Below are 17,862 nucleotides of genomic sequence, written 5' to 3' on the forward strand. Positions count from 1 at the left end.
GGCTGGCAGCCCACTCACTGCCGATGCCGGCGCAGCAGCTCGATCTGCTGCGCCGGCACCTGCTGGCGCAGGGCTTTGTACAGGGCGCGGGTTTCCAGCAGGTTCCAGATCCGCAGCAGGGTTTCCAGGGCGTCCAGTGGCTTGCTGATGAAGTCGCGAGCGCCCAGGGCCAGGGCGCGCAGGCGGGTGTCGCGGGTGGCGTCGGCGGTCAGCACCAGGATCGGCAGGTAATCGTTGGCCGGGATCCGCCGGTTGAGTTGTTCGAGCACGGCGAAGCCGTCGAACTCGGGCATGTGCAGGTCGAGGATCACCAGGTCCGGCTCGAAGCTGTTGAACAGGTCCAGGGTGCGTAGCGGCTGGGTGCTGCTCAGCACGTTGTGCAGGCCTTCGCGGGCCAGCAGCTGCTCCATCAGGTCGAGGTTGGGGCGCTGGTCGTCGATGATCAGGATGCGCAAATCGTGGTTCATGCGGGCTCCGGTAGATGTTGCTCAAGGTGGGCGAGAAACGCCGGGATATGAATGGGCTTGGTCAGGATCGCCGTGGCCCCGGCCTGTAGCAGGGCGCGGTGGGTCAGGGCGCTGGCGTCGGCGGTGATCATCAGCACCGGGGTGCTGGCGGTGATCGGCGACTCCCGCAGCCGGCTCAGCACTTCCAGGCCTGCAAGGTCGGGCAGGCTGACGTCCAGCAGGATCAGTTGCGGCGCATGTTGACGCGCCAGGTCCAGGCCCATCTGGCCCTGCATGCTCGACAGCAGGCGAATGCCGGGGCGGCGTTGCAGCAGGGTTTCGATCAGCGCCAGGCTCGACAGGTTGTCTTCGATGCACAGCACCTGGCCACGGTATTCCACGGTCTCGACCCGGGCCGGCAGCACCGACACCGGTTGCTCCAGCGCCTGCTGTTCCAGGGCCAGATGCGCGCCGGCCACGGCCACCTGTACAAACGGCAGTTGCAAGGTAAAGCAGCAGCCCTGGCCCGGCGTGCTGTGCACCCGCAGGCTACCGTCCATCATCTCCAGCAGGCTCTTGCTCAGGGCCAGGCCCAGGCCGGTGCCTTCCACCCGCGGGTCGGCGCCCAGGCGCTCGAAGGGCCGGAACAGCTGGTCCAGGCGCTCCAGGGGAATGCCGGCGCCGGTGTCGCTGACCGCCACTTCGACCCGCGTGCCCAGGACCTTGACCGCGATCCGCACCTGGCCCTGGGGCCGGTTGTACTTGATGGCGTTGGACAGCAGGTTGAGCAGCACCTGGATCAGCCGCTGGCGGTCGGCGATCACCCCGCAGTGTTCGCTCAGCGCGGGCAGGGCGGCCAGCTGGATGCCGGCGTCGGTGGCCATTGGCGAGACCAGGGTCAGGGCCTCGTGCAGCACCGAGGCCAGGGCGATCGGCTCGACATTCAGCGGCAGGTGCCCTGCCTCGATGCGGGCGATGTCCAGCACCTCGTTGATCAGGGTCAGCAGGTGCTGGCCGGCGCGCAGGATATGACCGACCTGGGGCCGCTGGCCGCTGGGCGAGTCCATGTCCAGCAACTGGGCGAAACCGAGGATGGCGTTGAGCGGGGTGCGCAGTTCGTGGCTCATGCGCGAGAGGAATTCGCTCTTGGCGCGACTGGCGCTTTCGGCTTCTTCGCGGGCGGTGCGCAGGGCGATTTCCGCGGCGCGACGGTCGGTGATATCGCGAGTGATCTTGGAGAAGCCGCGCAGCGCGCCGCTGGCATCGTACTGCGCGGTGATCACCACGCTGGCCCAGAAACGGCTGCCGTCCTTGCGGCAGCGCCAGGCCTCCTCCATGTAGTGGCCGTCGCGGGTGGCCTCGCGCAGGGCCATGTCCGGGTGCGCCGGGCATTCTTCCGGCAGGTAGAACAGCGAGAAGTGCCGGCCGAGGATTTCCTGTTCGCTGTAGCCCTTGATCCGCTCGGCGCCAGCGTTCCAGGTGGTGACCCGGCCCTGGGTGTCGAGGGCGAAGATCCCGTAGTCCTTGACCCCGTCGATGATCAGCCGCAGGCGCTCTTCGTTATCGCGCAGGGCCCGCTCGCGCTCGGCCAGCAGTTGCCCGGCCTCCACCAGGCGGGTGCCGAGCTGGCCGATCTCGTCCTGTTCCGGGGCCTGCGGTCGCAGCGGTTGGCCGAGGGCCAGGCGCTGGGCATTGCCTTGCACCTGCTGCACCCGGGCGACGATGCCCTTGGACAAGAACAGCACCGCGACAATCGCCCCGAACAGGCCGCAGAGCGCCGCCAGCAGCGTGGCCATCAGCAGGCGCATGCGGGTCGCCGAAGCCGCGGCGCTGCGTTCGGCGAGCAAGCCGTCTTCGCGGATACGCATGGCGCTGATCTGCTCGCGCAGTACGTCCAGCACCTGTTTGTTCTCGATCAGGATCGCCGTGATGCTGGCGCTGTCGTTGGGCCGGCCGTTGCGCAGGGCCACCAGGCCGTCGAGCTTGTGGCCGATCAGCGGGGCGATGGCCTTGAGGTGATCGCGCATGCGCGCGTCGCGAATGTTGCTGTCCAGCCGTTGCAGCGCGGCCTGGATCAGCGGCTGGGCGCGCTCGTAGCTGGGCAGGAAGTCCTCGCGGCGGGTCAGCAGGTAGCCGCGCACGCTGGCCGCCGCTTCGGCGAGCAGGGTGTGCACGGTCTGGATATCGCCCTGTACCAGCAGCACCCGGCGCACGTCTTCCTCGGCGCGGGCGGTCTGGCGTTCGGTGATGTAGATCAGCACCAGCGACAGCAGCAGGATCACCAGCGGCAGGGAAATCACCACCAGCGCCTTGCCGCGCAGGGGCAGGTCGAGCCAGTGCCGGCTCGCCAGCAGCCTCATGGCCATTCTCCCGCGGGTTGCGCCACCAGCCCCAGGGCGATGCCGCGCACCGCGGCCTGGGTCCGGTCCGCCGCGCCGAGCTTGCCGATCACCCGCTCCACATGGGCCTTGGCGGTGCCGGTGGTGATGCCGAGCTTTTCGCCGATCTCGCGGTTGCTGAAACCACCGGCCACCAGCCCCAGCACCTGGCGTTCGCGGGCGGTCAGGGCGACGACTTGGGCGCCGCCGCTGCCGGCGTTGCGTTCGGCCATGCGCCGCAGCAGCCGGGCACTGACCGTGCTGTTGAGGGCTTCCTCGCCCTGGGCTACCCGCTGCAGGGCGCCGAGCACTTCGCTGCGGCTGGCGTCCTTGAGCAGGTAGCCGACCGCGCCGGCGGCAATCGCCGCTTCCAGGTGGTCGGGGCTGTCGTCCATGGTGAAGATCATCACCTTGATCGCCGGTTGCCGCTGGTGCAGCAGGCGCGCCGCGCCCAGGCCGTTGAGCAGCGGCATGCGGATATCAAGGATGGCGATGTCCGGTTGCAGGCGCTCGCACAGGTCGAGGGCTTCCTGGCCATCGCGGGCCTGGCCGACCACCTCGAATTCCGGGTGACCGGCGAGCAGGGCGACAAAACCGGTGCGGGTGACTTCATGGTCGTCCGCCAGCACCAGGCGCAGGGCAGGGCTCATTGCTTTTCTCCAGCCGTGGGCAGCGGCACCCGGGCTTGCAGGCGGGTGCCGTTGCCGGGGGCGCTGTGCCAGGACAGCTCGCCGCCCAGCAGGCTGGCGCGTTCCTGCATCGCCGCCAGGCCCAGGTGCTGGCCGCCGCAACTGGACAGCGGGCTGTCCAGGGCAAAGCCGACGCCGTTGTCTGCCAGCGTCAGCCGGGCCTGGCCATCCAGCAGTTGCAGGCTCAGTTCGGCACGGCTGGCCCGGGCATGCTTGAGGATGTTGTTGATGCCTTCCTGGGCGATGCGGAACAGGGCGATCTCGCTGGCGCCCGGCAGGCGTGCGTCGGACTGTTGCTGCCAGCGCACTTCGAGGCCGGCGTCGCGCAGGCGATCGGCTTCCTTGTCGATGGCCTTGTACAGGCCAAAATCGTCCAGCACGTTGGGGCGCAGGCCGCCGATCAGTTGCCGGCCCTCGCCGACGCAGCCCTGGGCCAGGGTCAGGATGGTTTGCAGTTCGCCGTGCAGTTCTTGCGGCAATGTCGGGCAGCGTCCGGCAAAACCCTGCAGGCGCTGGTGCAGGCCGGCCAGGGTTTGCGCGAGGCCGTCGTGCAGGTCGTAGGCCACGCGCTTGCGTTCGTCTTCCTGGGCGCTGAACAGCCGGTGCACCAGCTCCGACATGGTCCGTTCCCGGGTTTGCAGGGCCTCCAGCAAACGTTGGTTTTCCAGGTGCGCGGCCAGCAGGGTGGCGAGCAGTTGCAGGGACTCCAGGTCCTCGCTGTCGGGCGCGGCCAGGGCCACGCTGTTGGCCAGCAGCAGCGCGCCGAAGGCCTGGCCGTCGGCGCCGGGCAGGGGAATGCGCAACACCTGGGGCAGGGCCGCATCGCTCTGCGGCAGCCATTCGGGATGCAGGGTCGCAGACTTGGCCAACGGGTGCAGGGCGGCCAGGCGTTCGCTGCCGCCATGCCGGGCGGTGGCCCGGGGCGGCTGGGCGAGCTGCCATTCCAGCAGCAGGCCGTGGTCCATCGCCATAAAGGCGCAGGCCCGTTGCAGGGCGCGCTGGCGCATGGCCGCAGGTGGCAGCTGGGTCAGTTCCTGGCCGGTGTCCACCAGCAGGCGCAGGCGCGCCGCGCGGCTTTGCGACTGGCGATACTGGCTGCGAATGGCCAGGGCGCTGCCGGGGTCGTGGGTCGGGCTTTGCATGAAAAACAGGCTCCAGCGTGAAGGGCGTGCGCTCGCGAGCAGGCATTAGACCCGCTTGCCGGGCGTGGGCCTATCTGCCGAATGGCATAGGCCGCCGGCACCGGTTGGCCGATGGCGAGGCTGCGCCGGATGGGCAAAGTGGGCGCATTGAAACCCACTGGAGCCTTCCGATGAAACTGCCAACCACCGCCATTGCCCTGTTGCTGGCCCTGGCCGCGCCCCTGGCCCAGGCCCTGGACGCCACGCCTTATGTGTACCGCACCGTCGCCGCGCAGCCGCAGAGCCAGGGCGACCGGGAGATCGCCGGCCTGTTCGATCGCTGGAACGCGGCCCTGCAAAGCGGCAGCGCAAAAAACGTAACCAGTCTTTACGCCGCCGACGCGATCCTCCAGCCGACCGTGTCGAACCAGGTGCGCACCACCCCGGCGCAGATCCAGGACTACTTCGAGCATTTCCTCGCGGGCAAGCCGGTGGGCCAGATCAACTACCGGGAAATCCGCCACCTGGGTCCGGACGCGGCCATGGACAGCGGCGTCTACACCTTCACCCTGCACGAAGCCGGTGGCGCGACCCGCCAGGTGCAGGCGCGCTACACCTTCCTCTACGAGCGCATCGACGGCCAGTGGAAGATTCTCAACCACCACTCTTCGGCCATGCCCCAGGCGCAGCCGCCATTGCAGGCCAGCCATCGCTGAACAGCCACCTGCCGTGCCATGTAAAAACGCCGGGCCCAGTGCCCGGCGTTTTTGTCTGTGGCTTCAGCCTTCCTGGCGATAACGCCCCGGGGTCATGCCGAACCAGCGGCGGCAGGCCTTGTGAAAGCTGCTCTGGTCGCGAAAGCCGAGCAGGGCGCCGATGTACTTGACGCTGCGCGCCGAGTTGCGCAGGAAACTGTGGGCCAGCATCAGCCGCGCCTCGTCGAGCAGGGCCGAGAAGTGCATGTCCTCGTTGCCCAGGCGCCGTTGCAGGCTGCGGCTGCTGACCCCCACCAACTGCGCGATATGCCGCAGGTCGCTGGGCCCGCCCTGGGCCAGGCGCTCGGACAATACCCGCCTTACCTGCGCGGTCATCGAGCCGTCGAGCAACAGCTTGAGGCGGCTGCGCGCGTATTCCATGTGCAGCACGTCCAGGGCCGGGTCGGCGCTGGGCAGGGCGGTCGCGCAATCGCGCGGGCTGAAGCTCAGGCTGTTGTAGGGCGCGTCGAACTGCAGGCTGGGGCCCAGCAGGCGCTCCAGGGCGCGGGTGTCCGCCGGCCGCGGGTAGGTGAAGCTCGCTGCCAGCGGTTGTGGCTTGCGTCCGGGCAGCAGCCAGTGCACCAGGCCCAGGGTCTGCGCGGCGCCGGCATCGATGAACGCCCGCGGCACCAGGCCGGGCTCGAGGGCGAGGTCGAAGCCGATCAGGGTGACGGCCTGGGGGCTGCGCTCCAGGCACAGGTAGAAGCCGTTGCTGACCAGCGAGTGATAGTCCACCAGGCGTTGCAGCGCGGTGCCCAGGGTGGCGCCGGACATCAGGGCGTAGCCGAGCACTTCCAGGTTGGCCGGGTGGGCCTTGGTGTACGCCAGCAGGCCGAGGTCCGGGTTGCCGCAGAGGTGCACGGCGTCTTGCAGCACCGCGTAGACCAGCTCCAGCCTGACGCCCATGGGGTTTTCACAGGCCTCCTGGTGGCTGCTGCCGTGGCGCTTGAGCAAGGCCTCGACCTTGATGCCGGCATCGGTCAGGACATCGGCAAGCACCCGGAAACTGGTGCCGGTCATTCTGTGCATAGTACTTCCTGGACTGGTGGCTAATTGATGTCATTGGCGCCGGCGCATGATCGCAATAAACCCTGGGCCACAGTCGAGAAAGGGCGGTGCGGTGTTTCCGAGGACAAACGAAAGGTATCCGGGAACACTTTCGAGCCGCTCGGGCAGGGGGGATCATAAGTGGCAATGAGCCATTATCTCGTCGGGCGCGCCGACGCATCCTGGCCCACCCACCCGGCGCGCTGTCGCCGCTTCGACTACGGATCTGTCATGCAAAGCGTCAAAGATTTTTATCGGGAACTGGCGCAGGGGCGACTGGCGCTGGCCTTCCAGCCGGTGGTGTGGCTGCCCGACGCCAGCCGGGTGCTGTACCAGGAAGGTTTGCTGCGCCACGTCGAGCAGCCGGGCAATGGCGTCTACCCGTTCGCCATGCTCGAGCGCCATCAGGTGATGCATGAGCTGGACCGCAGCGTGGTGGGATGCGTGATCGAGCGCCTGCTGGAGGACGAGCACCTGCGCCTGGGCTGCAATATTTCGGCGCAGAGCGCGATCATCGATCCGTTCTGGTCCGCCACCCTCGCGCAGTTGCGCGACGCGCCTTCGGTGGCCGCGCGGCTGGTGATCGAAATCACCGAAAGCGCCACGCCGCCGAGTCCCGAGGCGGCCATCGAGTTTGTCCTGTGCCTGCGCGAGCTGGGCTGCCGGGTGGCGGTGGACGACTTCGGCGCCGGCCTGGGTACCCTGGAATTCATCCGCCAGACCCGCCCCGACATGGTCAAGATCGACCAGGGTTACCTGCAGCGCGCCCGCAGCGAACCCAACAGCGTGCAGACCCTGAAACACCTGGTGCAGCTGTGCAAGACCCTGGCGCCCTGCGTGATCATCGAAGGCATCGAGAGCGAAGCCGACCGCGCCCTGGCCACGGCCTGCGGTGGCGAGTGGGGCCAGGGCTACCTGTTCGGCCGGCCACGGCTCGACCGCCTGGGCGCGCTATGCCGGTTGCGTGGGGTGGTGGCCGAGCGAGTGGTGGCGGACTGAGCGGGGGTGGTTTACTGCTGCTTGTCAGAGATGACAGCGGCGCATTTGGTGGTGCCATCGCCGGCAAGTCGGATCGCCGCCCGCTGGCTCCTACAGAGTCATGGGTGTCACCATTTCGCGTCTGGCGCGCTTCTGTAGGAGCCTGGCTTGCCAGCGATAACGGCAGTCCATTCACCCACGTAATCGTTAGCCCAACACCTCGCGCAACCGATGCCACAGCATGCCCAGCGCCAGCAGCGGCGCGCGCAGGGCCGGGCCGCCGGGGAAGGTCATGTGCGGCACTGCGCTGAAGATATCCAGGCCCTGGCTGTGGCCGGCGTGGATGGCTTCGGCCAGCAGGCGCGCGGTCCAGTGGGTGACGTTGACCCCGTGCCCGGAGTAGCCCTGGGCGTAATACACGTTGGGGTACTGGCGCAGGCGCCCGACCTGGGGGAAGCGGTTGGCGGTGATGCCGATCTTGCCGCCCCATTGGTAGTCGATGCCCACGTGCGCCAGCTGCGGGAACACCTTGAGCAGCTTGGGTCGCATATAGGCGCCGATGTCCGCCGGGTCGCGCCCGGAGTAGTGGCAGGCGCCGCCGAACAGCAGCCGGCGGTCCGCCGAGAGCCGGTAGTAGTCGAGGCCGACCTTCTGGTCGCACAGTGCCAGGTTCTGCGGGATCAGTTCGGCGGCCAGGGCCGGCGCCAGGGGGGCGGTGGCGATGATGTAGCTGCCCGCCGGCAGCACCTTGCCGCTCAGCCGTGGTTCCAGGTCATCCAGGTGGGCGTTGCAGGCCAGCACCAGGCTCCCGGCGCGCACCGTGCCGCTGGCGCAACGCACCTGCGCGCTGTCGCCGTGGATCAGCTCCAGCACCGGGCTCTGCTCGAAGATCCGCACCCCCAGCGACCGGGCCAGGGCGGCCTCGCCGAGCACCAGGTTGAGCGGGTGCAGGTGCCCGGAACCCATGTCCACCAGGCCCCCGGCATAGCGCGACGAGGCCACCACCTGGGCCATGTCTTGCGGGGCCACCAGGCGGGTTTCATGCACGTAACCCAGCGCCGCGAGATGCTCCTGCTCGGCCTGGAACGCGGCGAACTGGGCCGGGGTGTTGGCCAGCTCGCAGAAGCCCCAGCGCAGGTCGCAGTCGATGCCGTGTTCGCGCACGCGCTGGCCGACCAGCGCCACCGAGTCGATGCCGGCCTGTTCCAGGTAACGCACGCCCTCGGCGCCGACGTAGCGGGCAAAGCCGCTGACGTCGTGGCCGATACCGCGGATCAGTTGCCCGCCGTTGCGTCCGCTGGCGCCCCAGCCGATGCGCCGGGCTTCCAGGAGAATCACCGACAGGCCGCGCTGTGCCAGTTCGATGGCGGTGTTGACCCCGGTGAAACCGCCGCCGATCACGCAGACATCGGCGCTCAGGTCGGCGCTCAGCGGCGGGTAGTCCGGCAGCGCGTTGGCCGAGGCGGCGTAGTAGGAGCGGGTGTGTTGCGCGTGGCTGTGCTGGTTCATTTGTTGGACTTCACTTTGCTCCAGGCGCGGGTCATCAGGCGCATGGTCTGCGGGCTCTGGGTGCTGGAGATATACAGCTTGTCGAGCACCGCCTGGGGTGGGTAGACCTCGGGGTTGTTCACCAACTCAGGGTCCATGAATTGCCGGGACGCCGGGTTGGGGTTGGCGTAGCCGACATAGGCGCTGACCTTGGCGATCACGTGCGGGTCCAGCAGGTAGTCGATGAAGGCATGGGCCTCCTTGGGGTTGCTCGCGTCCGCCGGGATCGCCAGGAGGTCGAACCACAGGTTGCTGCCTTCCTTGGGAATCGAATAGGCGATCTTCACCCCGTTCTTGGCTTCCTTGGCGCGGTTGGCGGCCTGGAACACGTCGCCGGAATAACCGAAGGCCAGGCAGATGTTGCCGTTGGCCAGGTCGGAGACGTACTTGGAGGAGTGGAAGTAGGTGATGTAGGGACGGATCGCCAGCAGCTTGGCCTCGGCTTTCTTGTAGTCCGCGGGGTTTTCGCTGCGCGGGTCCAGGCCCAGGTAGTTGAGCATCGCCGGGAACACTTCGTCCGGCGAGTCCATCATCGACACGCCGCACTGGCTGAGCTTCTTCAGGTTCTCCGGCTCGAAGAACACTGCCCAGGAATCGATCTGGTCGACCCCCAGCACCTGCTTGACCTTGTCGACGTTGTAGCCGATGCCGTTGGTGCCCCACAGGTAAGGCACCGAGTACTGGTTGCCGGGGTCGTTCTGCTCCAGCAGGGCCAGCAGTTTCGGGTCGAGGTTCTGCCAGTTCGGCAACTGCGCGCGGTCCAGCTTGAGAAAGGCCCCGGCCTTGACCTGCCGCGCCAGGAAGTGGTTGGACGGCACCACCACGTCATAGCCGGTGCGGCCGGCCAGCAGCTTGCCTTCCAGGGTTTCGTTGGAGTCGAAGACGTCGTAGATGACCCGGGTCCCGGTTTTTGCCTGGAAGTCGGCGAGGGTGGTCTCGCCGATATAGTCGGTCCAGTTGTACACGCTGACTTTCGATTCAGCCTGGGCTGTGGCGCCGAACAGCACCGTCAGGGCCAGCGGAACCACCGATTTCCATAGACGCATAGCGATACCCCTTTTTGCGGTTGTTATTGGTTTGCCAAATTCATGAAGCCCTGTAGCCGCTGCCGAGCCTGCGATCGGCGGCGCAGCCTCGCAGGCTCCGCAGCGGCTACAACGGTATGCGCGGCAGCGCGCGAAAGCGCGCAGGCCTCAGACGCTGAGCAACAGGAACTCGCGTTCCCAGGAACTGATCACGCGCTTGAAGTTCTCGTGCTCGGCGCGTTTCACCGCCACATAGCCGCGCACGAACTTGCTGCCCAGGTAGCGCTCAAGGGTCGGGCACTCTTCCATGCGGGTCAGGGCGTCTTCGATGGTGATCGGCAGGCGCAGGTTGCGCCGCTCGTAGGCCCGGCCTTCCACCGCGGCGCTCGGCTCGATGCCCTCGACCATGCCCAGGTAACCGCACAGCAGGCTGGCGGCGATGGCCAGGTACGGGTTGGCGTCGGCGCCGGGCAGGCGGTTTTCCACGCGCATGGCTTCCGGGCCGGAGGTCGGCACGCGCAGGCCGACGGTGCGGTTTTCTTCGCCCCATTCGACGTTGACCGGCGCCGAGGTGTCCGGCAGGAAACGACGGAACGAATTGACGTTGGGCGCGAACATCGGCAGCACCTGGGGGATGTACTTCTGCAGGCCGCCGATATGGTGGCGGAACAGCTCGCTCATGCGGCCCTCGGCGTCGGCGAAGATCGGCTTGCCGGTGGCGCTGTCGACCACGCTCTGGTGCAGGTGCATGGCGCTGCCGGGCTCGTCGGCCACCGGCTTGGCCATAAAGGTGGCGGTGACGTTGTGCTTGAGCGCGGCCTCGCGCAGGGTGCGCTTGAACACGGTGATCTGGTCGGCCAGGTCGAGGGCATCGCCGTGGCGGAAGTTGATTTCCATCTGCGCCGGGCCGTCTTCGTGGATCAGCGTGTCGAGGTCCAGGCCCTGGGCTTCGCACCAGTCGTAGACGTCCTCGAACAGCGGATCGAATTCGTTGGCGGCGTCGATGGAGAACGACTGGCGTCCGCTCTCGGCCCGGCCGGAGCGGCCCAGCGGCGCCTTCAACGGCAGGTCCGGGTCTTCGCAGCGCTGGGTCAGGTAGAACTCCATCTCCGGCGCGACGATCGGCTGCCAGCCCTGGTCGGCGTATAGCTGCAGGACTTTCTTCAGCACGTTGCGCGGCGACAGCTCGATGGGGTTGCCGAACTTGTCGAAGGTGTCGTGGATGACGATGGCGGTCGGCTCGATGGCCCAGGGCACCAGGTAGATGCCCGAGGCGTCGGGGCGGCAGACCATGTCGATGTCGGCCGGGTCCAGCAGGTCGTAGTAGATATCGTCGTCGACGAAGTCCCCGGTTACCGTTTGCAACAGCACACTTTCCGGCAGGCGCATGCCTCGCTCATGCAGGAACTTGTTGGTGGGCGCTATCTTGCCGCGGGCGATGCCGGTCAGGTCGCTGACCACGCATTCCACTTCGGTAATCTTGTGTTCTTTCAGCCAGGCAGACAGCTGATCGAAAGGGGCATTCATAAGGACCTCGTCAATGATTGTCGGTGACGCGCCAGTGCTTGGGGTGGCCCGGCAAGGCTTCCCCTGTGGCGCGTTGGCGACTATCTTGGGCAAGCCTTGCGGTTCCATCTATCCACTTTAAGCAGCACCAAAGCGCACCAAAAGAGTGCGCAAAGGTCCCTTCATGACAGCGTCGACAGCTCTCCAGGTCCAGGCCTTCAACACCTTCGATGTGGCCGATCAGGTCCGTGCCACCCCGGGTTGGGTGCAGCATTACCAGCAGATGTCGCCCGGGCATTTCGCCGGGCAGGTGCGTTACCTGGACCTGCAAGGGGTGCAGATCTACGAGGAGTGCATGAACACCCGGGTCGAGCAGAATTTCAGCGCGCCCGAGGACTCCCTGGCGTTCTGTTTCGATCGCAGCGACAACGCCCTGTACCTGCTCAACGGCGAGAGCCGCAACATCTGGATCACTCCGGAGAACTACCAGGAAATTGCCGTGGTGTTCGGCCCGGAATTCGTCCGCGGCCATGGGCTCGACGCGCAGCGCCTCGACGGCCTGTTCCTGGCGCCGCTCAACTGCGGGCAGAACGCCTTGTTCAGCCGCTGGCTCAGCGCGACCCTGACGCGCCTGTCGCAGACCCTCGACCCACCCAGCCGTGAAGCCCTGACCCAGCAGTTGCTCGACGATTGCCTGTTTATCCTCGACAACGCCTGCGCGCGCCTGGACGGCGGCGGCCTGCGCCGGCGCGCCGAGGAGCGGGCGATCATGCAGCGGGTCGCGGAGTGGGCGGCGGACGGCCCGGAAGACAGCCTCAACCTGCTGGAGCTGTCGCAGGTGGCCGGGGTTTCCCTGCGCCAGTTGCAGGGCGCGTTCAGGGCCTTCGCCGGCATGGCACCGACCCAGTGGCTGCGCCTGCGCCGGTTGAACAGCGCGCACCGCGAACTGCTCAGCCGCGGCCCGGACGAAACCACCGTGGCCGAGGTGGCCATGCGCTGGTCGTTCTGGCACCTCGGGCGGTTTTCCAGCAGCTACCGCGCGCTGTTCAAGGAACTGCCGAGCGAGACCCTGCGTCGCGGCCAGCGTTGAGGTTTCGCTGGCCGTGGGCCCGCAGGCTCGTCGCCATTTCGCACGTCATGCGCGGGGATCCCGGTCGGCCGAAGGGCGGCGCTGGCCATTGCGGTTCGGCCGCGGCGGCCTGGCCAGGTCATCCTCGTGCGCGCTTCCCTCAGGGTGTTCGCGCAGGTAGCGCCACAGCGCCTGGGCGATGGTATTGCCGTCGAGCCCATTGCCGAAGACCTCCTGGCCAATGCTCAAGCCGAGCTTGCGATAGCTCTCGAACTGCGCTTCGTCGAAGAACTGGTCGACGGTAGGCTGGTTGGGGAAGGACTTGTTGATCAGCGCGTAGTTCTGCACGTCCGGCGATACCGAGGCGATCAGCCGTGGCTTGAGCACCAGGATGCGGCTGATCAGGGTGCCCGGTTCAAGGCAGGAGTAGACGTCGAGCAGCAGGGCGCAGCGGCGGTCCGCCTCTGACGGCGGGGTCTTGAAGTGCACCATGCGCCCGAACACCTTGCCCAGCACCTCGTCATCGGCGATCTGCGTGTCTTCCCTGATCTCCAGGCCATGGTCGATGCGCGCCAGGCGGATGAGGTTGCTCAGGTCGTCGAACTGGTAATCGGGGTCGCAGCCACAGTCGCACATCACGATCAGCTCGACCTGGCGTGCCTCGCGCAGCAGTTCATAGGCCGCCGTGTTCTCGAAATGGCCGCCGTCGGAGAGGTACTGATAGTCACGCCGATGGCCATGGAAGTGCGCGGTCAATTCGTAGAACAGGTAGGTCTGGGTCGGCAGCCAGTGCGACAGCTTCAGGCCCAGGGACTGCTTGGGCTTTTCCGGCCTGCCGTCGATAAAGCGGCTGGGCCACCAGTTGCCCAGGCGCACGTTGGCCAGGCCCAGCAGCAGCGACATGCCCAGGCTGGTGGCGCGCCCCAGGCCGGTGGTGAAGGCCGCGCCGGAGATGCCTATCCATTGGCCGATGGTCAGCGGGTAGGCGATTTCCGAAGCGGGGATGTTGTCCAGGTCGCGCTGGTAGACCTTGCCGTCGAGGATAAAGCTCCCTTCGCCCTTGACGCTGCCCGGCGCCAGGCACAGCGGCTTGCCCTTGCGATCGCGCTGCACCAGTTGTTCGGCGGGGTCGACCGTGAGGTTCATGGTCACGTTGATCAGGTGCAGCGGACCGGCGCTGGGCGTGCCGTAGTAGTGCTCGACACTGATGTCGTCGTTGCTCAGCGGTTCGGCCACGCTCATGTGCTTGCGCCGTTGCTCGGGCGTGCCGTCGAAGCGCTTGCCGTTGGTGGCGCCCATGTAGGCGCGAACCAGGCGGGCGCTGTAGTAGGACTGCAAGGACGAGGTATTGAGGAAGCCGACGAAGCGGCTGCTGACCCAGGTCAAGGCCGCCGCGACGCCCGCCAGCAGCGCCAGCCGTTGCACATAGCCGTCTTCCTGCAGGTGGATACCACCATCGGCGGTGACCCACAGCACGAACAGCATCCACACCAGGCAGACCGCCGACAGCAACAGCAGGCCGCCGATCAGGCTCATCACCTCCAGGGGCAGCAGGCGCAGCCAGTCCGGCAGGCTCTTCTCGTCCCGCAACAGCGCCAGGCGGCGCACCAGCCAGATCAGCAGCGGGAGGATGCCGACGGTGCCCTGGGTCAGGGTCTGCAGGTGCAGGTAGATGGTTTCGGAGAGCGACACCAGGAACGCGGCGAACAGCAGCGCGCCGAGGGCCATGATGACTTGCGACAGCACCCGGGTGACCTCGACCCGGTAGTTGCGCACGGTAAAGATCCCGTCTTCGTCGTTGGCCTTGCGGGTCCGGTACTTCAGGTGCCAGATCAGCAGCCAGGCGTAGACGATGCCCAGCAGCGCGATGGCGGCGAACCCGAGGAACAGGTAGCGCACGTTCGGCCTGTCGTCCGGCTGTTGCAGCAGCGCCCAGATGCCGACGAAGACCAGCGCCATCACCGTGCATGCCGCGGCCGCCAGATTGCCCAGGGCCGGCGGATTGCTCAGGCTGTTTTTCGGCAGTACCAGCCAGTAGGCCAGGCAGCAGGGCAGCAAGCCGAGGATGAACACCGCGCCGGGCAGCAGGAACAGATTGGGCAGGTACTCCACCTGCAACAGCATCAGCAATGACAGCAGCAGGACGATCGGCATGCCGATGACGAAGTGCAGCGACAGCCAGTTGCGCCAGGTGATCGCCAGGGCGTAGAGCGCGTCCCCCGAGCCGGTCGGGGTCAGGTAGCGGCCATTCTCCCGGAGCCAGGCGGTGGGGCCCTTGCCGATGTCTTTTTCGCTGGAAAAGTCGATGGCGGTGCTGATACGCCCCGGCGGCTCGTAGTGCAGGACCTCATAGGCGTTGATCGCGGCGGTCCTGGCCGCTTGCTGGGCGGGCGACAGGTGCGAGGCTTCGGCGCGCTCCTGGGCCTGCTCCCGGCGCAGGCGATTGGGGATGAACAGGCTGGAGAAGAAACTGCCGATATAACCGCCGCCGCTGACCGTGGAGAGGTAGTCGAAACGTGGCAGCAGGGTGGTGGTGAGGTTGTCTTGCGGTGTTCTCGACTGGCGTGGGTTGGCCTGTTCCGGCGCATTGGCCCGGGCCATCGCCTGCAGCACCCCCAGGCAAAAGGTGGCGCTGCGGATGCCGCCGCCGGACAACGCCAGGCCCCAGGTCTTGAGGGGCTGGCCGTCCGGCGCGGGAAGGTATTTGAGACCCAATGCAGCACGGCGGTTCTCGATGCGCTTCCTTTCCCCCTCGTAGTGCTGGGTCGAGTCCATGATTGCTCCTTGCAAATCAAGTAGTGGCATTGTGCAAATAGGATTAAAGCAGAACACCGTCAGATTTTTCTGAATACAAGCAGCAACTCGGGATGAAGTTCATGAAATATTCTTTATTTAGAAATGTAACTAAAAATCATCGGCTTAGAGGGTTAATACAGCTATATCAGGATCGATGAATGCCTTGACCCCGGCCTGCAACCGCCGTGTAACTTGCTTGTTACTTGAGGTCACTACTTTGCGTGGGTCGCTATTTCCCGCCCTGTAACTTCAAGGAATTCAATCGCGTATGCCTACTCTCACTCGCAGGAAGCTCATGCAGGCCGCCGCCATCGGATCGGCCTTTACCTTACTGCCAGACTCCATCCGCCAGGCCCTGGCGATCCCCGCCAACAACCGCACCGGCACCATCCGCGACGTCGAGCACGTGGTGATCCTGATGCAGGAAAACCGCTCCTTCGACCATTACTTCGGCACCTTGCCCGGGGTCCGCGGTTTCAGCGATCGCTTCACCATCCCGCTGCCCGGCAAGCGTTCGGTGTGGGAGCAGCAGGGCGTCGGGCGCGTGGTGCTGCCGTATCACCTGGACAGCTCGCGGGGCAACGCGCAGCGGGTCAACGGCACGCCGCATTCGTGGATCGACGAGCACGCGGCCTGGGGCAGCGGGCGCATGAGCGCCTGGCCGACCTTCAAGACCAACACCTCCATGGGCTACTACCGCGAGCAGGAGCTGCCGTTCCAGTTCGCCCTGGCCAACACCTTCACCCTGTGCGATGCCTACCACTGTTCGGTGCACGCCGGGACCAACCCCAACCGCCTGTTCCACTGGACCGGCACCAACGGCCCGACCGGCGCCAACGTGGCGGCGGTGGTCAACGAATGGGACGGCCCGGGCGCGGTGGACGTCGGCTACACCTGGAAAACCTACCCCGAGCGCCTGGAAGAGCGGGGCGTGAGCTGGAAGATCTACCAGTACCTGCCGGACAACTTCGGCGATAACCCGCTGGCCGGTTTCCGCCAGTACCGCCACGCCAGCGTGGCGGCCGGCAACCCGGCGCAGCCGCCGGAAGACTTCACCGCCTTCGTGCCTTACAGCGATGCGCTGAATGCCCGGGTGCCGCTGTACAAGGGCAATGGCAACACCTTGCCGGCCCGCAGCGGCAGCGACCTGGAGGGCATGATCGCGGGGTTTCGCAACGATGTGCAGCAGGGCAAGCTGCCCAAGGTCAGCTGGATCGTCGCGCCGGCCACCTATTCCGAGCACCCGGGGCCGTCGAGCCCGGTGCAGGGCGGCTGGTTCACCCAGGAAATCCTCAAGGCGCTGACCGACAATCCCGAGGTCTGGAGCAAGACCGTGCTGCTGGTCAACTACGACGAGAACGACGGTTTCTTCGACCATGTGCCGTCGCCCTCGGCGCCTTCGCGGCGCCTGGACGGCAGCTTCGCCGGCAAGTCGACGGTGGATTTCGACAGCGAGGTGTTCACCCACCCGGCGCCACCGGGGACCACCCAGCAACCGCGTCCGGACGGCGGCATCTACGGCCCCGGCCCGCGAGTGCCGATGCTGGTGCTGTCGCCGTGGAGCCGTGGTGGCTGGGTCAATTCCCAGGCGTTCGACCACACCTCGGTCCTGCAATTTCTCGAGAAGCGCTTCGGCGTGCGCGAGCCGAACATCAGCGCCTGGCGCCGCGCGGTGTGCGGTGACCTGACCTCGGCCTTCAACTTCGTCAATCCCAACAGCGAAATCCTCCCGCCGCTGCACACCACTACCCGCCAGGCCGCGGACCTGCTGCGCCAGCGCCAGGAACAACTGGCCCAGGTGCCGCTGCCGGACGCCAGTCGCCAGCAACTGCCGCAGCAGCAGCGCGTGGCCAGGCCGTCGCGGGCCTTGCCGTATCGGTTGAATGTCGAGGCCAAGGCCAAGCGCAAGGCGCTGAGCCTGACCCTGAGCCTGCAGAACAGCGGGGAGCAGGGCGCGGTGTTCCATGTCTACGATCGCCTGCACCTGCTGGACATCCCCCGTCGCTATACGGTGGAGGCGGGCAAGCAGCTCAAGGACAGCTGGCAGACTGCGGGCCGCTACAAGCTGTGGCTGCTGGGGCCCAACGGTTTCCACCGCAGCTTCCACGGCAACCTGCTGGAGCGTCAGCCCGAGGTGTCGATGTTCAGCCGCGGCCACAACCTGCAGCTGACCCTGAGCAACCCGGGCAAGGAGCCGGTGTCGATCACCATCGAGCGTTGCCCCTACACCCATCAGGGGCCATGGCGCTTCGACGTGCCCGGGCGCAGCGAGATCCACCAGATGTTCGCCTGCCAGGCCAGCGGCGGCTGGTACGACCTGACCGTGCGCGCCGAGGGCGGCTGGCTGCGGCGCCTGGCCGGGCGCCTGGAAACCGGTGCCCACAGCATCAGCGACCCCTTGATGGGCGTGTAACCGCGCAATCGTGCCCGGCCCGCAAGGGGCCGGGCACAGCTTTCAGCCCCTCATCAGGCTTTGCGCCTGGAACGCTGCATGCCCCTGGGAC

Annotated in this window: 13 protein-coding genes; 4 read left to right on the plus strand and 9 right to left on the minus strand. The window is 66.8% G+C overall.

Annotation, left to right across the window (positions count from 1 at the left end; translation table 11 throughout):
• Window positions 1–14: 14 nt before the first annotated feature.
• Genes H0I86_RS15975 through H0I86_RS15990 form a run of 4 tightly spaced genes read right to left on the minus strand, consistent with a single transcriptional unit; the run spans window position 15 to window position 4,655 of the window.
• On the minus strand, window positions 15–467 hold the full coding sequence (locus tag H0I86_RS15975) for a response regulator (protein ID WP_025808788.1): 453 nt from the start codon (window positions 465–467) through the stop codon (window positions 15–17).
• The gene (locus H0I86_RS15980) at window positions 464–2,806 is read right to left on the minus strand and encodes an ATP-binding protein (protein WP_180921223.1); all 2,343 of its coding nucleotides are present in this window, start codon (window positions 2,804–2,806) and stop codon (window positions 464–466) included. Before H0I86_RS15980 ends, H0I86_RS15975 begins: the two co-directional genes overlap by 4 nt.
• Window positions 2,803–3,474, minus strand: a complete 672-nt coding sequence (locus H0I86_RS15985; RefSeq protein ID WP_180921224.1) for a response regulator — start codon at window positions 3,472–3,474, stop codon at window positions 2,803–2,805. The genes H0I86_RS15980 and H0I86_RS15985 overlap by 4 nt, the downstream gene beginning before the upstream one ends.
• A complete protein-coding gene (locus tag H0I86_RS15990; protein ID WP_180921225.1) occupies window positions 3,471–4,655 on the minus strand; it encodes a sensor histidine kinase in 1,185 nt (394 codons plus the stop codon). The genes H0I86_RS15985 and H0I86_RS15990 overlap by 4 nt, the downstream gene beginning before the upstream one ends.
• A gap of 170 nt (window positions 4,656–4,825) precedes the next feature.
• Between H0I86_RS15990 and H0I86_RS15995 the strand changes: the two genes are divergently transcribed.
• The gene (locus H0I86_RS15995) at window positions 4,826–5,350 is read left to right on the plus strand and encodes an SgcJ/EcaC family oxidoreductase (RefSeq protein ID WP_180921226.1); all 525 of its coding nucleotides are present in this window, start codon (window positions 4,826–4,828) and stop codon (window positions 5,348–5,350) included.
• A 63-nt stretch (window positions 5,351–5,413) separates the two neighbouring features.
• Here the strand turns inward: H0I86_RS15995 and H0I86_RS16000 are convergent, their stop codons facing one another.
• Complete coding sequence (locus tag H0I86_RS16000; protein ID WP_180921227.1) at window positions 5,414–6,418, minus strand: AraC family transcriptional regulator; 1,005 nt, start codon at window positions 6,416–6,418, stop codon at window positions 5,414–5,416.
• Between the two features lie 249 nt (window positions 6,419–6,667).
• Here H0I86_RS16000 and H0I86_RS16005 point away from each other — a divergent pair, with 249 nt between their 5' ends.
• Window positions 6,668–7,435: an EAL domain-containing protein gene (locus H0I86_RS16005; RefSeq protein ID WP_180921228.1), complete on the plus strand. Its 768-nt coding sequence runs from the start codon at window positions 6,668–6,670 to the stop codon at window positions 7,433–7,435.
• Between the two features lie 186 nt (window positions 7,436–7,621).
• On the opposite strand, the gene H0I86_RS16010 is transcribed toward H0I86_RS16005, so the two are convergent.
• From H0I86_RS16010 to H0I86_RS16020, 3 genes are all read right to left on the minus strand, one after another.
• Window positions 7,622–8,923 (minus strand): NAD(P)/FAD-dependent oxidoreductase, encoded by a 1,302-nt coding sequence (locus H0I86_RS16010; protein WP_180921229.1) that lies wholly within the window; start codon window positions 8,921–8,923, stop codon window positions 7,622–7,624.
• A complete protein-coding gene (locus H0I86_RS16015; protein ID WP_180921230.1) occupies window positions 8,920–10,008 on the minus strand; it encodes a polyamine ABC transporter substrate-binding protein in 1,089 nt (362 codons plus the stop codon). Before H0I86_RS16015 ends, H0I86_RS16010 begins: the two co-directional genes overlap by 4 nt.
• Window positions 10,009–10,155: 147 nt before the next feature.
• Window positions 10,156–11,514 carry a glutamine synthetase family protein gene (locus H0I86_RS16020; RefSeq protein WP_180921231.1) on the minus strand — a complete coding sequence of 453 codons (1,359 nt, stop codon included), beginning with the start codon at window positions 11,512–11,514 and terminating at the stop codon, window positions 10,156–10,158.
• A 163-nt stretch (window positions 11,515–11,677) separates the two neighbouring features.
• Here H0I86_RS16020 and H0I86_RS16025 point away from each other — a divergent pair, with 163 nt between their 5' ends.
• Window positions 11,678–12,583 carry a helix-turn-helix domain-containing protein gene (locus tag H0I86_RS16025; protein WP_180921232.1) on the plus strand — a complete coding sequence of 302 codons (906 nt, stop codon included), beginning with the start codon at window positions 11,678–11,680 and terminating at the stop codon, window positions 12,581–12,583.
• Between the two features lie 45 nt (window positions 12,584–12,628).
• On the opposite strand, the gene H0I86_RS16030 is transcribed toward H0I86_RS16025, so the two are convergent.
• The gene (locus H0I86_RS16030) at window positions 12,629–15,337 is read right to left on the minus strand and encodes a hypothetical protein (protein WP_180921233.1); all 2,709 of its coding nucleotides are present in this window, start codon (window positions 15,335–15,337) and stop codon (window positions 12,629–12,631) included.
• A 289-nt stretch (window positions 15,338–15,626) separates the two neighbouring features.
• On the opposite strand from H0I86_RS16030, the gene H0I86_RS16035 reads away from it, so the two are divergent.
• Complete coding sequence (locus H0I86_RS16035; RefSeq protein ID WP_180921234.1) at window positions 15,627–17,771, plus strand: phosphocholine-specific phospholipase C; 2,145 nt, start codon at window positions 15,627–15,629, stop codon at window positions 17,769–17,771.
• The last annotated feature ends 91 nt before the right edge of the window (window positions 17,772–17,862 follow it).

Source organism: Pseudomonas chlororaphis subsp. aurantiaca (genome assembly GCF_013466605.1).
Classification (GTDB): domain Bacteria; phylum Pseudomonadota; class Gammaproteobacteria; order Pseudomonadales; family Pseudomonadaceae; genus Aquipseudomonas; species Aquipseudomonas chlororaphis_I.